The organism is Neisseria sp. HMSC068C12, assembly GCF_001814095.1.
GTDB classification, from domain to species: Bacteria; Pseudomonadota; Gammaproteobacteria; order Burkholderiales; family Neisseriaceae; genus Neisseria; species Neisseria perflava.
Genome location: NZ_KV814829.1, coordinates 227,776 through 243,401, shown reverse-complemented (window position 1 = coordinate 243,401; position 15,626 = coordinate 227,776). Strand labels below are relative to the sequence as shown.

General features: G+C 47.9%; 12 protein-coding genes, 2 pseudogenes and 1 CRISPR repeat array. Of the genes and pseudogenes, 9 read left to right on the top strand and 5 right to left on the bottom strand.

Annotated elements, in window-relative coordinates:
• Position 1 precedes the first annotated feature (1 nt).
• Positions 2–361: a CRISPR direct-repeat array (repeat unit 29 nt; unit sequence GCCGCCTTCGGGCGGCTGTGTGTTGAAAC).
• A 260-nt stretch (positions 362–621) separates the two neighbouring features.
• The 3 genes and pseudogenes from HMPREF2952_RS11110 to fghA all read left to right on the top strand — a co-directional run.
• A pseudogene (locus tag HMPREF2952_RS11110) lies at positions 622–870 on the top strand (CRISPR-associated helicase/endonuclease Cas3); the annotation flags it as partial.
• A 120-nt stretch (positions 871–990) separates the two neighbouring features.
• Entirely contained in the window at positions 991–2,100 is a 1,110-nt protein-coding gene (locus tag HMPREF2952_RS10735; protein WP_198400586.1) for an S-(hydroxymethyl)glutathione dehydrogenase/class III alcohol dehydrogenase, read from the top strand.
• Positions 2,101–2,108: 8 nt separating this feature from the next.
• Positions 2,109–2,936, top strand: a complete 828-nt coding sequence (gene fghA, locus HMPREF2952_RS10730) for an S-formylglutathione hydrolase (protein WP_049336824.1) — start codon at positions 2,109–2,111, stop codon at positions 2,934–2,936.
• A 152-nt stretch (positions 2,937–3,088) separates the two neighbouring features.
• On the opposite strand, the gene rtcR is transcribed toward fghA, so the two are convergent.
• Positions 3,089–4,717, bottom strand: a complete 1,629-nt coding sequence (gene rtcR / locus HMPREF2952_RS10725; RefSeq protein WP_004520021.1) for an RNA repair transcriptional activator RtcR — start codon at positions 4,715–4,717, stop codon at positions 3,089–3,091.
• 1,116 nt (positions 4,718–5,833) lie between these two features.
• Between rtcR and HMPREF2952_RS10720 the strand changes: the two genes are divergently transcribed.
• Entirely contained in the window at positions 5,834–7,408 is a 1,575-nt protein-coding gene (locus HMPREF2952_RS10720; RefSeq protein WP_049336823.1) for a vWA domain-containing protein, read from the top strand.
• An 89-nt stretch (positions 7,409–7,497) separates the two neighbouring features.
• Positions 7,498–8,976: pseudogene (locus HMPREF2952_RS10715) on the top strand (RNA ligase).
• A gap of 32 nt (positions 8,977–9,008) precedes the next feature.
• Here the strand turns inward: HMPREF2952_RS10715 and HMPREF2952_RS10710 are convergent.
• A complete protein-coding gene (locus HMPREF2952_RS10710; RefSeq protein WP_039862203.1) occupies positions 9,009–9,452 on the bottom strand; it encodes an RpiB/LacA/LacB family sugar-phosphate isomerase in 444 nt (147 codons plus the stop codon).
• Positions 9,453–9,538: 86 nt separating this feature from the next.
• Between HMPREF2952_RS10710 and HMPREF2952_RS10705 the strand changes: the two genes are divergently transcribed.
• The 3 genes from HMPREF2952_RS10705 to HMPREF2952_RS10695 all read left to right on the top strand — a co-directional run bounded on the left by HMPREF2952_RS10705 (position 9,539) and on the right by HMPREF2952_RS10695 (position 11,412).
• Positions 9,539–10,192, top strand: a complete 654-nt coding sequence (locus HMPREF2952_RS10705) for a metallophosphoesterase (protein ID WP_004520016.1) — start codon at positions 9,539–9,541, stop codon at positions 10,190–10,192.
• Between the two features lie 137 nt (positions 10,193–10,329).
• Positions 10,330–10,794 carry a dihydroneopterin triphosphate diphosphatase gene (nudB, locus tag HMPREF2952_RS10700; protein WP_004520014.1) on the top strand — a complete coding sequence of 155 codons (465 nt, stop codon included), beginning with the start codon at positions 10,330–10,332 and terminating at the stop codon, positions 10,792–10,794.
• A gap of 84 nt (positions 10,795–10,878) precedes the next feature.
• Complete coding sequence (locus HMPREF2952_RS10695) at positions 10,879–11,412, top strand: inorganic diphosphatase (RefSeq protein ID WP_004520013.1); 534 nt, start codon at positions 10,879–10,881, stop codon at positions 11,410–11,412.
• A gap of 202 nt (positions 11,413–11,614) precedes the next feature.
• Here HMPREF2952_RS10695 and HMPREF2952_RS10690 read toward each other — a convergent pair whose 3' ends face one another.
• Positions 11,615–12,241, bottom strand: coding sequence for a hypothetical protein (locus HMPREF2952_RS10690; protein WP_004520011.1), 627 nt, complete (start codon positions 12,239–12,241; stop codon positions 11,615–11,617).
• Between the two features lie 296 nt (positions 12,242–12,537).
• Here HMPREF2952_RS10690 and cysI point away from each other — a divergent pair, with 296 nt between their 5' ends.
• Positions 12,538–14,295 (top strand): assimilatory sulfite reductase (NADPH) hemoprotein subunit, encoded by a 1,758-nt coding sequence (cysI, locus tag HMPREF2952_RS10685; RefSeq protein ID WP_070695666.1) that lies wholly within the window; start codon positions 12,538–12,540, stop codon positions 14,293–14,295.
• Between the two features lie 127 nt (positions 14,296–14,422).
• Here cysI and HMPREF2952_RS10680 read toward each other — a convergent pair whose 3' ends face one another.
• Positions 14,423–14,995: a hypothetical protein gene (locus tag HMPREF2952_RS10680; protein WP_004520009.1), complete on the bottom strand. Its 573-nt coding sequence runs from the start codon at positions 14,993–14,995 to the stop codon at positions 14,423–14,425.
• 90 nt (positions 14,996–15,085) lie between these two features.
• Positions 15,086–15,592, bottom strand: a complete 507-nt coding sequence (locus HMPREF2952_RS10675; protein WP_003685697.1) for a hypothetical protein — start codon at positions 15,590–15,592, stop codon at positions 15,086–15,088.
• Positions 15,593–15,626: the final 34 nt, after the last annotated feature.

Sequence of the window (15,626 nt, the reverse complement as noted above, 5' to 3'; positions counted from 1 at the left end):
AGCCGCCTTCGGGCGGCTGTGTGTTGAAACATCACATATTCGCTGTGTCGGGCGAACTCTTCGTCAGCCGCCTTCGGGCGGCTGTGTGTTGAAACAGGCGCGATGGATTCGCCCATTTTGGCTAAAAAGCAGCCGCCTTCGGGCGGCTGTGTGTTGAAACAGGTCGCTGTCGTCGTAGACGGTGTCTTGGTCTTCAGCCGCCTTCGGGCGGCTGTGTGTTGAAACGCAGTGTTTTGGCCGTGTCAGCAATCACTATCGCGGCTCCAGCCGCCTTCGGGCGGCTGTGTGTTGAAACCAGCAAAACCCTCTACTCGCCGCCTTTACCGGCCCCAGCCGCCTTCTGGCGGCTGTGTGTTGAAACTCTGCCACCGTATCTCATGTCTAAGTAAGGAAGAGGGGCTGTATGTTCAAATATTGTCCAAGCAGACCGCTCTTCTTTTGATCCTTCGCTTTCCGAAGCTTTAGTGAAAGCTGTGAAGGATATTAGAAGCAAGTCATAAAGGGTAATCAATAACAATGCCGTCTGAAAAAGTTTCAGACAGCATTTTTTCTATTTGCATATTAAATTTAATATCATATTATCATTGCATAATATCAGTTTAAATTTTTTAGAATTTCAATATGAAAACCCTAATTTACTACGCCCATTCTGCCCAAGACAAACTCGGTAATCTCTTGCCTTACGAACATTGGCAAACCTTACAAAGCCATTTGGTCAATGTTGGGGAAATGGCGGTGGAGTTTGCTCGGGTATTCGGTGCCTGCCATACTGGACAGCTTCATGACTAAGGGAAATATTCGGAAGCCTTTAACCGCCAATTACATGGCAGCCCTTTAGTCGATCAAGCTATCGCCGGAGCCAAAATTGCAAAAATGCTTGCTTCAGGGTGGGTTCCAAAGTATAAACTGTGGTTATCTTTCGTAGGCTAGATAACTTTATTAATGAATTAAAAGGCAAAAATAATGGAAATTAAACAAACCAATCCAACCATCAAATCTCGTGCGGCGGTGGCATTCTCCCCAAATCAACCCTTACAAATTGTGGAAATCGACGTAGAAATGCCACGCAAAGGCGAGGTGTTAATTCGTAACACTCACACTGGTGTGTGCCATACTGATGCGTTTACGTTGTCAGGAAGCGATCCTGAAGGCGTATTCCCTGTGGTGCTTGGACACGAAGGTGCGGGTGTGGTCGTTGCTGTGGGCGAAGGTGTGTCAAGCGTAAAACCAGGTGATCACGTCATTCCTCTTTACACCGCTGAATGTGGCGAATGTGAGTTTTGTCGTTCAGGTAAAACCAACTTATGCGTTTCAGTGCGTGATACACAAGGTAAAGGCTTAATGCCAGATGGCACGACGCGTTTTTCTTATCAAGGTCAGCCGATCTATCACTATATGGGCTGTTCGACTTTCAGTGAATACTCAGTTGTTGCCGAAGTTTCACTGGCGAAAATCAACCCGGAAGCAAACCACGAACAAGTATGTTTACTCGGCTGCGGCGTTACCACAGGTATTGGTGCGGTACATAATACGGCAAAAGTGCAAGAAGGCGACTCTGTTGCAGTGTTTGGTTTAGGGGCGATTGGTTTAGCTGTGGTGCAAGGTGCACGTCAAGCTAAAGCGGGTCGTATTATTGCTATTGATACCAATCCTGCAAAATTCGAGCTGGCAAAACAATTTGGTGCAACGGATTGTTTAAATCCTAACGATTACGATAAACCAATCAAAGATGTGTTGTTAGACATCAATAAATGGGGTATTGACCATACCTTTGAATGTATCGGCAATGTAAACGTGATGCGTCAAGCATTAGAAAGCGCACACCGTGGTTGGGGACAATCCATTATCATCGGCGTAGCGGGTGCAGGGCAAGAAATTTCAACTCGCCCGTTCCAGTTGGTAACCGGTCGTGTTTGGAAAGGCACGGCGTTTGGTGGCGTGAAAGGCCGCTCTGAACTGCCGAAAATGGTGGAAGATTCAATGAAAGGCGATATCGAGTTAGAACCGTTTGTGACCCACACAATGACGCTCGATCAAATTAATGAAGCCTTTGAGTTAATGCATGAAGGTAAATCGATCCGCGCTGTTATTCATTACTAAGGTACGCGATGAAACTGATTGAACAACATCAAATTTTTGGTGGTTCGCAACAAGTGTGGGCACACCATGCCCAAACGCTGCAATGCGAAATGAAATTTGCCGTCTATTTGCCGGATAATCCGGAGAATCGACCGCTTGGTGTGATTTATTGGCTTTCCGGCTTAACGTGTACGGAACAAAATTTCATTACCAAATCAGGCTTTCAGCGTTACGCGGCAGAACATCAAGTAATTGTGGTTGCTCCCGATACCAGCCCTCGCGGAGAGCAAGTGCCGAACGATAATGCTTACGATTTAGGGCAGGGTGCGGGCTTTTATCTTAATGCGACCGAGCAGCCTTGGGCGACGAATTATCAAATGTATGATTATATTTTGAATGAGTTGCCTAGTCTGATTGAGGAAAATTTCCCTACCAACGGCAAACGTTCGATTATGGGACATTCAATGGGCGGACATGGCGCATTGGTATTGGCGCTGCGAAACCAAGAACGTTATCAAAGTGTTTCTGCCTTTTCGCCCATTTTATCGCCTAGCCTCGTGCCTTGGGGAGAAAAAGCCTTTTCTGCCTATTTAGGAAAAGATCGCGAAAAATGGCAGCAATATGATGCCAGCTCACTCATTCAACAAGGCTATAAAGTACAAGGTATGCGCATTGATCAGGGCTTGGAAGATGAGTTTTTGCCAACACAATTACGTACCGAAGATTTTATTGAAACCTGTCGTGCGGCAAATCAACCAGTCGATGTGCGCTTCCACAAAGGCTATGATCATAGCTATTACTTCATCGCCAGTTTTGTTGGCGAGCATATTGCCTATCATGCGGCATTTTTGAAGTAAACCAAAGAAGTGATTCGTGAATCGACCAAACGTTGGTATGAACGTTAATTTTTTATGTTAACGAAAATAAAAAGGCATCAGATTGATGCCTTTTGTTTTTTATAAATGATAAAAAATAATGCTCTCAAAATGAACTAGTCTGCCCACTCTATTTAAATATCCCCCCATTCCAGTCCAAACCGTTGCAAATACTTTCTCAGTCGATCGCTGTCATTGACTTTTGCCCTTTCTGTTCGGGAGACGTTGAACAATGCACGGCCGGCGGCGGCCATGTTGGGATGTTTGCGGCATTCGTCGATAACGTGTTGCAGTTGTAGTTTGTCGAATAAATCCAATGTGTCCCAATCGATTTTATCGGGGTAGTCTTGTGCTTTTTCAGACGGCCTGTTATGTAGGAGGCCGTCTGAAAAGGGTTCTTCCGACCATAACCATTTGAGGCGTTCGATTTCGGCTTGGACTTGTTCTACTTGTATCCTGCCTTGCGGCGCGAGTGTGGCCAGGCGCATGATGCTGGCGGCGAGGTCGCGGAAGTTGCCGCGCCATGGTGCTTGGTTGGAGTGGGCGAAGTCGAGGTAGGTGGCCAGGGCTTCTTTGTTGAAGCGGGTGGTTCGGCCGAGTTCTTGCGAGGCTAAGGCGAGCTGGTGTTCGACGTTGGGCTCGATGTCTTCGCGACGGTTGGCGAGTGCAGGTAGTGGGTAATTCCAGATATTAATGCGGGCGAACAGGTCTTCGCGGAAGCGTCCGGCGCGGATTTCGTGGCGTAGGTCGCGGTTGGTGCCGGCGATAAGTTGGAAGTCGCTTTTGACTTCGCTGTCGCTGCCGACGGGATAAAAGTGTTTTTCTTCAATGGCTTTGAGCAACATAGCTTGCTCGTCCAAGCCCAATTCGCCAATTTCATCTAAAAACAATACACCGCCGTCGGCGGTTTTCAAATAGCCTTCACGCTTTTCTGCAGCACCGGTAAAGGCGCCTTTTTTGTGGCCGAACAGGGCAGATGCTGCGCCGTCGCCGCGAAGGGTGGCGCAGTTTACATCGACAAATGTGCCTTTAATCAGATGGCGCGCTTTTTTCAATTCAAAAATCCTGCGTGCCAGCATGGATTTACCTGCGCCTGTCGGGCCGGAAAGCAGAATGGGGGAAGGAGAGTTGAGTGCGACTTGTTCAATTTCGGCAATCATGCGGTTGAAGGCGGCGTTTTGGGTAGAAATGCCGCTTTTCAGGTAGCGCACTGCGTCATCGCGCACGGCGGCGAGGCGTTCGGCCAGCACGTCGTAACGCGCCAAGTCCAAATCGATGATTTCATAACTACCGACATTGCCGTCCTCCATACTGCGTCTTTGATTTTTGGGCGGAGCGGTTTGCAACAGTACGCCGGGGATTTGACGTGATTCCACCAATAAAAACAGGCAGATTTGGGCAACGTGTGTACCTGTCGTGATGTGGGTGAGATAGGTTTCTTCTTCTGTATCAAATGGATAGTTTGCTGCCCAATCGTGCAGTTTGGTATAAACCTCGGAGAAATCCCACGGGTTTGCCAGCTCCATAGGCACGAGATTGACGACTGTGTGCGGCGATACTTGCTGAATATCGGCTTTTACATGATCCGCCAGTTCGCGGTATTTCTCCGCATAAAACAGCTCCATACGGTCGAGATGAAAATCTTGACGCTGATTCATGGCGACGTTTGGCCGCCATTTCAACCAACGGCCCTGACCGAAACCTTTGTCCAGCACTGTACCAAGAAAGCTGACGGCGACTTGTTTTTTGGGGATGGTATTCATGTTTCAGAGGGTCTTTAAATTATTTTTCCAGGACAAATTTTCCGTTTACTTAGCCGCAAGTGTTTGTCCAAATCATCGAATCGCATCATATATCCTTGTATATTTTATTTTCTATATAACTATCTATAAATATATTTTTTAGTATTATACGCTATTTGGCGATAAAAGCCACTTTAAAATATATTTTCTTTATATTCAATTAATTAAAAATTATTTTTATAAAAATTTTATTCTTGGCACGCTGTTGGCTATGTTGTGAATGTAACGATACAGCAGATGCTTCGGGAAATACAGTTACCGGAGAAAAATTTTCCGTAAATTTAGTTGCTGTGTGGTTACAGGGCGAATGCCAACAAGACTACATTTGGATTAACAGGTTCGAATCCTGTCTCGTCTGATAGACGTTGAACGTCTTGTTTATTTAGTCGCTCACCCTTTTCAATATGGCAGGCAAATGCCTGGGGAAACTACAACATGGATATCCTTGTGTCGCAGGTTCGAGTCCTGTCTCTGTTATCCAAAATAGCAGAGTAGCTCAGTTGGTAGAGTAAAGGCATGTTTCCCTTAAAAACTTGTTGCGTGCCATATTACTTTTACGGCAGCAGGCGGATGCTCGGAGAGGGTACATTAACCTTTCACGTTAAAACCGTTTCTCTTCATGTTTATCCGCTACGCTGCCATCCATTCGAGGCCGTCTGAAATATTCAGGCGGGCTGATATAAAAACCGTTTTCGGTATATTTGGCAAATACCGGAGGAATTACAGCCTGCCAAGCTCGAGGTCGCGGGTTCGAGTCCCGTCTCTGTCGCCAACTATGGCAGAGTAGCTCAGAGGATAGAGCGCGTAAAAATTTCTCCACTCTTTGTTGCCCAATGTGCCACCCCTTATGGGCGAATGCTATTAGGATTACATTCCTTTCTTGCTACAAACCCGAATGATCCTAATTAAACTGGTCGCCCTACGGCAGTAGGCGGATGCCCGGAAGAGAATACATTAGCTTTCAGTTAAAAACGCTTCTCTTCATCTTTAGCCGCCACGCTGCCACCCATTCAAGGCCGTCTGAAAAACAAAGCTAAAACAAGTTCAGACGGCCTCAAACCAACAATATGAAAGAAAATGAAAATGGCTAATACTAATTTGTTTCAATCTATTAAAAACCGTTTTACTAAAACCGATACCCATAATGAAGCCGGCGGCATCGCCTACACGCTGACGCCCAAACAACAGCTGGCACAGCTTGCGGCTACCGGTTGTCTGAATAATACCTTCTATGCTGATGCACAAAGCCAACTTGACCAAGTGCTGAAATTGGCAGAAAGCCTGGATGCCGAGTTTATTGCCAAAACTGCCGTATATGCCCGTCAAAAAGGTTTTATGAAAGATATGCCTGCGCTGTTGCTTGCCGTGTTGGCGCAAAAAGACGTGAACATGCTCGCTCGTGTATTCGACCAAGTGGTGGACAACGGTAAAATGTTGCGTAACTTCGCACAAATTATCCGCAGCGGCGCAGTCGGCAGAAAATCCTTCGGCAACCGTCCGAAAAAACTGATGCAGACTTGGCTTTTGACCGCCACCGAAAAACAACTGTTGAACGCCGCTGTCGGAAATTCGCCGTCGCTGGCAGACGTGGTCAAAATGGTGCACCCAAAACCGCGTGAAGCATGGCGTGCCGCATGGTTTGCATGGCTGATCGGCAAACCGTACGATCGCGAAGCATTGTCGCCCATTACCCGTGCTTTTGAAGATTACAAACAAAGCCGAGAAGGCGAATTGCCCAACGTTCCTTTCCAAATGCTTACAGCTTTAGACTTGAACTGCGGTGACTGGGCGCAAATCGCCCGCAACGGCTCATGGCAGCAGGTTCGCCAAAACCTGAACACTTTCCTGCGCCATGAAGTATTTGCCAAAAGCAAAAACATCAAAATGGTGGCAGAAAAACTGCGTGACGAAACCGCCATTGCCCGCGCCCGCGTCCTGCCTTACCAATTGCTGACCGCGTATCAGGCAACATCTGACCAAATGCCGTTTGAAATCCGCGAAGCCCTGCAAGATGCGATGGAAACTGCCGTACAAAACGTACCGGCAATCCAAGGCAAAGTCGTGGTTTGCCCGGATGTATCCGGCTCCATGCACAGCCCGGTTACCGGCTATCGCGGCAGTGCGTCCACCAAAACCCGCTGCATCGACATTGCCGCACTTGTGTCCGCTGCCATGTTGCGTACTAATCCGCAAGCCCGCGTGATACCGTTTGAGCAAATCACGGTAAACGTGAAGCTCAACCCACGCGACAGCATCATGACCAACGCCGAAAAACTCGCCAATATCGGTGGAGGCGGAACAGCATGTAGCGCACCGCTTGCCATGTTGAACCGTGAAAAAGCTGAAGTGGATTTGGTCGTCATCGTGTCAGACAACGAAAGTTGGGCAGATGACAGCCAACGATGGGGTGGTAAAACCAGTCTGATGAAAGAATGGGACATCCTGAAAAAACGCTGTCCCGAAGCCAAACTCGTTTGCCTGGATATCCAGCCTTACACCAAGGCTCAAGCACGAAACCGTCACGATATCTTGAACATCGGCGGCTTCTCCGACCAAGTGTTTGCCCTGATTGGTTCCTTTGCCGAACGAGGTATGGGTACAGATTTCTGGGTAGATGAGATTGAGAAAACGCCGCTGGCAGCTGTGAACTGAAGCTAAGGCCGTCTGAAAAAAGGGTAGAAATATTTTTTCAGACGGCCTATTTATTCAGGACAAGCTGAGAACAAGAATAAGGAAACAAAATGCAAAAATTTATCTTAATACGCGGTCATCAGGGTTCGGGAAAATCGACTTTTGCCGAACAAAAAGCCGCCGAATTTAAAGCGCAGTATCAGGATGCGGAAGTTGTCCGTATTGAAAACGATTTGTTTATTACCGATGAATACGGTGAATATCGTTGGTCGGGCGAAGCGGTGGATAAGGCGCAGAAATGCGGCAATGCCTTGATGACTGAAACCTTGAGACTTGGACGCCAAAATCCGAATCGAAATATTTTGATCATTAATTCCAATACCAACCAAAAAGCTTCGCGTTGCCGTCATTTATTGGATCAGGCGGAGAAAAGCGGTTTTGAAACAGAAATTTATCGACTGCACAATTTCTATCCCAATCTGCACGGCGTGAAAGAGCATGATGTGTTGGCGGCGTATATCAAGCTGAACTAAAACCGTGTGGCAAACGAAATCCATATCGAGGCTGTGCAGCCGGCAAATACAGAGCAGTTAGAAAAAATCAAACAGATGCAGGCTATCGAGCATAAGCCGCTGCTGTTTGATGAGGCGCAGCAAACCTTTGTGACCGATCATTATCTGCAACACGGCAGCCGTAACTTTACTGCCAAAGCATCCAAGCGTTATCCTGAATTGCGCGTGTTGAAATACGCACGCAGCGTGTTCTATAACAACTGCTTTGATGATGCTTTGCTGGAAATGCGCGGTTTGATTATCGACGCGCACAACCGCATCATCGTGCGTCCGTTTAAAAAAGTGTTCAATTATTCGGAACGTATTGCCAAATGCAGCCGTTATCCGATCATAATCGGCGACGAGAGACTGGTAGATGCGGTGGTGAAAGTAAACGGCTTCCTCGGCTGCTGTACTTTCGTATCGCTTTCAGACGACCATCCGTCCCACGGCGCGACGTTTGACGGCAAAGTGCTGTATTCGACTACCGGCTCGCTTGATAGTGCGTTTGCCGACATGACCGCCGCACATTGCGCTCAATACGAAACCCTGTTCCACGCTTATCCAAACCATACTTTTTTGTTTGAAATCACAGATGCGAAAGACGTGCACATCATCCGCGAAGCATTGGGCGAAACCTTAATCGGCTGCATTGATGTGGCGACCGGCCGTCAATTTTCTGAAGCGGAATTGGACGAAATCGGCAAACAATACGGCGTTCGCCGTCCAGAAACGCTGAAAAACATCACGTTCGGCGAGCTGAAAGGCCGTCTGAAAAATGTGGAGCACGAAGGTTTTATGGTGTTTGATGCCCAAACCGGCGAAATGCTGTTCAAACTCAAATCGCCGTATTACTTGATTTCCAAGTTTCTGGGACGAAGCAACGAAGGCAACATCGGACGCAAGCTCGACAAACGCCACGTCGACGAAGAGTTTTACCCTTTAATCGACCACATCCGCGAACATCGCGAAGCGTTCAACGCCATACCGGAATTGGATAAGATTGCGTTTATCCAAGCATTCTTGCGGCAATTGTAAGGCCGTCTGAAAATATATGGAGCAACATGTATTTATTTTCCGCGCTCGTATGCTTCAATTTCACCGACTTTAGGTGCATAGCCGCTGTTTGTGTCGTGACGCAAGTCCAACCAGATATCGACCAATGCCCAAGCAGCCGGAGCGGCAATCACGTTTTGCCCCATACATAAAACCTGCGCATCATAGTTTTCCACCGAGCCGTGGAGCGTGAGTAAATCATGCGCCGTTGCCGCCCGTATGCCGCGCACCTTATTGGCGGCGATTGCCGTACCCACGCCGGTGCCGCAAATCAACAGCGCACGGTCGGCGCGTCCTGCCGCGACTTCTTCGGCCGCGGCAAACGAGAGTTGCGGATAGGTCCCTTCGGGCGAGGATAAATCGACCAAGCTGCTGACGCGCGGGTCGTTTTGCAGATGCGCTTTGAGCGCGTCTTTCAATATTGCGCCGTTGGCCGGCGCGGCAATAACCAAACGCATAAAAACTCCTTGAAGCACACAATAAACATTACTCAGCATACGCCCGCGCGTGATACGATTCAAGCCTGCAACGCAGAAAGCACGGTATGAGCAAAACCTACTTCACATCAGACCTACATTTCTCACATAAAAACATCGCTAAATTCTGCCCCCAATTTCGACCGTTCGATAACGTGGAGCAGATGGATGAATTTTTAATCCGGATATGGAATGAAACCGTTACGCCTGAAGATACGGTGTACAACTTGGGCGATTTTTCCTTTGCCCAAGACCATAAGCAGATAGAGCGCGTTTTGTCGCGGTTAAACGGGCAACATCACTTGATTTACGGCAATCATGATCATGTGATTCGGCAGTATGCCGATTTTTTCCGCAGCCAAACCAAGCATGACGGCCATCCGCTGCTGTCGTCCATACTGCCGTATTTGAAACTCAAATTGCCGGAAATTAAGAATACACTGGTTCTCTTTCACTATCCGATTCAGGAATGGGACGGCTGCTATCAGGGCTGGTATCACTTGTACGGCCATTTGCATGACAGGGTGGCGGAAATCAAAGGGCGTGCTTTAAATGTCGGATTCGATTTGCACGGCCGTTTTTTGACGGCGCAAGACGTCGATAAGTTTTTGTGTGATTTGCCTAAAATTTCGTATTTTGGTGAAGCAGGATTTAAAGCCAACTCGCCGGAAGAAGCGGCAGAGCTGGTGTCTCGGAAACTGGCGCAGTTAAATCAGGTATAATTTCAGACGGCCTTTGCGGATTTCCGGCAAAGGCCGTCTGAATATCAATTTCCCATTTTTGAGTGATACATGGAAAACCTTTTGGCTTACTTACTACAAAAAATCAGCCTCCCCAACCAAACCGGCAAGGACAAGTCATGAGCAGTAAGCCTTTGAAGTATCCCGTTTCCGCTTTGGTTGTTTTGTATGATAAAGACGGCAATATCCTGCTGATTGAACGCACGGCGCCGCAAGGTTTTTGGCAGTCGGTTACCGGCAGCTTGGAAGAGGGCGAGCGTATCGAAGAAACCGCATGGCGCGAAGTGTGGGAAGAAACCGGTATCCGCCTTGCAGACGGACAGCTGGAAAACTGGCACGACAGCACCGTTTATGAAATCTATCATCACTGGCGCCATCGCTATCCCAAAGGCGTTTTTGAAAACCGCGAACACATCTTCTCCGCCCAAATTCCGCGCGATACGCCTATCGTCCTGCAACCGGACGAACACGTTGCCTACGGTTGGTTTAGTGCGGAAGAAGCGGCAGAAAAAGTGTTTTCGCCTTCCAATAAACGCGCAATTTTAGAACTGGTCAAAAGGCTGAATGCCAAAAAGGCCGTCTGAATACGACAGTTTCACATTTTCAGACGGCCTTGGGTTTGCTATACTTTCGCCGTTTGACTCTATTTAAAATCAAAGGAAACCATCATGGCAGACTTCAATAAAATCCTGACCCCGGGCGATGTGGACGGCGGCATCATCAACGTTGTCAACGAAATCCCTGCGGGCAGCAACCACAAAATCGAATGGAACCGCAAACTGGCCGCTTTCCAACTCGACCGCGTTGAACCGGCAATTTTCGCCAAACCGACCAACTACGGCTTCATTCCGCAAACTTTGGACGAAGACGGCGACGAATTGGATGTATTGCTGGTGACCGAGCAGCCTTTGGCAACCGGTATTTTCCTGGAAGCACGCGTTATCGGTGTGATGAAATTCGTTGACGACGGCGAAGTGGATGACAAAATCGTCTGCGTTCCGGCCGACGACCGTAACAACGGCAACGCCTACAAAACTTTGGCCGATTTGCCGCAACAACTGATCAAACAAATCGAGTTCCACTTCAACCACTACAAAGACCTGAAAAAAGCAGGTACCACTAAAGTTGAATATTGGGGCGATGTAGAAGAAGCGAAACAAGTCATCAAAGAATCTATCGAACGTTGGAACAAACAAGCCTAATCGGTTTGCCCCATCCAATATCAAGGCCGTCTGAAAATCAGATTTTCAGACGGCCTTTTCATATCTCAGCAGCCTATCAATCCTTCAAGCATTTTCAAACTGATATTTCAAACGAATCAATCATATTATTTTAAATAATTGTTCCCTAAAGCCGAAATTTCAGACGGCTAGAGAATAGGTTTTCTAGATTGCAATTACAGCATCAGCCCCAAAACGCTTTTTCAAATCCTGCCGCGCATTCTGGTGGCAGTTCCCGTTGTAGTAAATCATGCAGAGCAGAATATAATTCTGGAGGTATGTCGCAGCTTTCTTCATCGTAGAACTCCCCGCCTGCTTTCCGCCATTCGCGCTCAAAATCATAAATTGCCAATAAGGTTTGCATTAGTATTGCTACGGAAGGGGCGATAAGGCGGCGTTTTTCTATTGTACCGTAACCTATTATCAACCAATAAACAGGACTGCCGGGAGCGGTGGTATCAGCAAAAAGAATTGAATCGTCAAACATTATGCCAAATATCGCCCATTCTTCACGCCAGCCTTGTGTAGGCAGATATTGCTTGGTCTTCCTATCCCAGCCGAAGGCCCAATCGTGCCAACTGTTGGGCAATTTGGGATAAGTCACCCATTGTAAAAACAGAGTTTCCATCTCCAGCCAATAATTGGCAAGTAGATTGTCGGAATGCCATATGCCGTCCATATGGCGGTAGAAGTCGGCTAATGCACCCAAATGTAGATGACGGTTACCTTCCAGTGGGGGCAGTTTCTGCAACGTTTCTGTATAGGGAAAACCAAAGGTTTGTGCGAAGGTGCGTATAAGGGAGTGAGGCATAAAGTTTGCTTGCTGTATTTTTACGGTTTAAGTCCGTGGAAGATAATGGATTATAGTGGATTTAATTAAAATCGGGCTTGACGCAGGCTAATGATGTAAGCCATCGATTTAGTTTATTTTTGATCTGCCAACGTTCATCAGTCAGAACATAAATATAGTAAATTCAAATTGTCTATAAGTTAGTGCGATATTTTGCCAATATAACAAAATCGTCTTTAAAACAAACAAACCATTCTTTCTCATTTTCAGACGGCCTCATTAAAGTAACGCCTATACCAAAAATAAGGAGTGCTTCAATGACTGCTACCACAACCGATCCACGAGCCAAGCTGCCTGAGACGCCTTTGTCCGGCAACGAAGCCTTGAAAGAGCGCAGCGATTATCTGCACGGTACGATTAAGGAGGAGTTGAAAGACAATTTTACCGGCGGCTTTACTGCCGACAACTTTCAACTTATCCGTTTCCATGGCATGTACGAACAGGACAACCGCGATATCCGTGCCGAGCGTACCGAACAAAAACTTGAACCCTTAAAAAACATGATGTTGCGTTGCCGTTTGCCCGGCGGCATCATTACGCCGAAGCAGTGGCTGGGTATTGACAAATTTGCCGGTGAAAATACGATTTACGGCTCTATCCGCCTGACCAACCGTCAAACCTTTCAATACCACGGCATTTTGAAAACCGATTTAAAACAGGCACATCAGGCATTGCACAAACTTGGTTTGGATTCCATTGCCACAGCCAGCGATGTCAACCGCAATGTGTTGTGTACCAGCAATCCGGTGCAAAGCACGTTGCATCAAGAAGCCTATGAATGGGCGGCGCGCATCAGTATGCACCTTCTGCCGCGTACCATGGCATATGCCGATGTCTGGCTGGACGGTGAAAAAGTGTTTACAACCGAGCCGACCGAGCCGCGTAATAAAGAAATTGCTGATGAGGTCGAGCCGATTTTGGGTAAAACCTATTTGCCGCGCAAATTTAAAACTGCCGTCGTAATTCCGCCCGACAACGATGTGGACATTCATTCCAACGATTTGGGTTTTGTGGCGATTGCAGAAAACGGCAAGTTGGTGGGCTTCAATGTATTGGTCGGTGGCGGCTTATCCAGCGAACACGGTAATACCAAAACTTATCCGAACATTTCTTACGAATTTGGTTTCGTTCCGCTCGAATACACCCTCAACGCCGCTGAAGCTGTTGTCAGCACCCAGCGCGACTGGGGCAACCGCAGCGACCGCAAAGCAGCGCGTACACGCTATACGCTGCAACGCGTCGGCGTAGATGTGTTCAAAGAAGAAGTCGAAAGGCGCATGGGCATTAAATTTGAACCTATCCGCCCTTACGAATTTACGCATCGCGGCGACCACATCGGCTGGGTACAAGGGCATGAAGGCAACTGGCATTTGACTTTGTTTATTGAAAACGGCCGTCTGCTCGATTATCCCGGTAGGCCGTTGAAAACAGGTATCCGCGAAATTGCTAAAATCCATCCCGGCGACTTCCGTCTGACGGCAAACCAAAATCTGGTGGTTGCCAATGTACCGCCCGAATTGAAAGACACGATTGATAAAATCGCCAAAGACCATGGCCTTATCAGCAAATCGATTACCATCCAGCGTGAGAACTCGATGGCCTGCGTTGCCTTGCCGACCTGTCCGTTGGCAATGGCGGAGGCTGAGCGTTTCCTACCAACATTCTCCGATAAAATTGACGAAATGTTCGCCAAATATGGTTTGGAAGACGAATACATCGTTTTGCGCGTAACCGGTTGCCCCAACGGTTGCGGCCGCGCCATGCTGGCAGAAATCGGTTTGGTCGGTAAAGCGGTCGGCCGCTACAACCTTTACGCAGGCGGCAACCGTGAAGGCACCCGCATTCCTCGTTTGTTTAAAGAAAACATTACCGAACCTGAAATCCTTGAAATTGTCGAAGGCTGGGTGGCAGATTGGTCTCGAAACCGTTTAGATGATGAAGGTTTTGGCGATTTTGCCATCCGTACCGGCATCGTCAAACCTGTATTGGACGCTCCGCGAGACTTCTGGGCATAATGCATACAACCAGATCCGCAAGTCTACAATAAGAAAATAGAGAAAACCAAAGGCCGTCTGAAAATCAGATTTTCAGACGGCCTTTTATATTGTGCGTATTTATATTAAAGATGGAATATAAACCGAATCAGCGACGGCGGCCAAAGCCCCGACCCATACTTGGGCGGCGGTAGTTGGAAGGCTGACGCGCGGTTTCGCGGTAACGCTGTTGCTGTTGAGCGTTTTGTTGCTGGGCACGCAGGGTGCGCGTATTCAGCTGTTGGCTGGTGCGTCTGTTTGGACGTGCGGTTTGATAATAGTTGGCACGGGCTTGACGTGCAATCGGGCTGTTTTGATTGCTTGCCTGTGTGAATTTGTTGGCCAATGCGTTGCCGATAAATGCACCGGCTGCCGCGCCCACCAAGCTTTGCAGCAGCCAGCTGCCGGTGGATTGGTCGTAGATATATTGTTGGCCGTCTGTACCGGTTACCGGTTGGCCGTTGTTGCCGTTAGCTTGTGCCTCGGCAGGAATGGTGTCTTTCACGGCTTCAGGCGTGAGCTGGTAAACCGTATTGTCTTCTTGTTGGCCGTTTTGTTGTGCCAACTGTTGTTGTAATGCTTCGATTTGTTTTTGTTGCTGCTCAAGCTGCGCTTGGGTATTGTCTTTGCAGGCAGCAAGGGCAAAAGTGGAAAGGGCGGCTAAGGCAATCAGTTTTTTCATTGTTTTTCCTGAGAGAAGTTTGTCTTTGCCGAGATTTCGGCGGAGTGTGTTCGCCTAATATTAAACCATTTCCCTGTTTTTCAAGTAGTTTTACAAAATAATATTGGAAAGTTGCGCTGCAAATGCACGGCTGTTGGCAGCCAGATTGCCCAGTGCGGGCATTTCGTGTTCGGTTTCGATAATCAGCAGGTTGGCAGGGCGGCGGGTGTGCAGGGACATTTGCATTTCAGCGGGAGAGAAGGGCATGTGATGGCGTTTGGCGAAAGCTTCGGCGCGTTTGTTGGCGGTTTTGAGCATGGGCAACAGGGTAATATCCAAATGGAAACGGCGTACGCCCAAAACCAAAATACGCGCTGCGAAGAAATCCGCTTCATCAGTAAAAACGTTGGGGCTGCTTTGATTGAAGTCGTGGCGCTCTGCGGCAATCAAGGTCGCGATGGTGCGTACTTGCGGAATCAGGGCTTCGCTGATGAGGCTGTCAGGCGAATCAGGCAAAGTGTGCATGTTGAGCATGCTGTGGTGGCTGTTGCTGTCAACGACCATGCGGCAGGTGTGTAACATTTGTGTTTGGCTGTGGATTTTAGTTGAGGCAGTCATGGCTGTATTCCTTATTTCTTAAAAATGGGTGGAT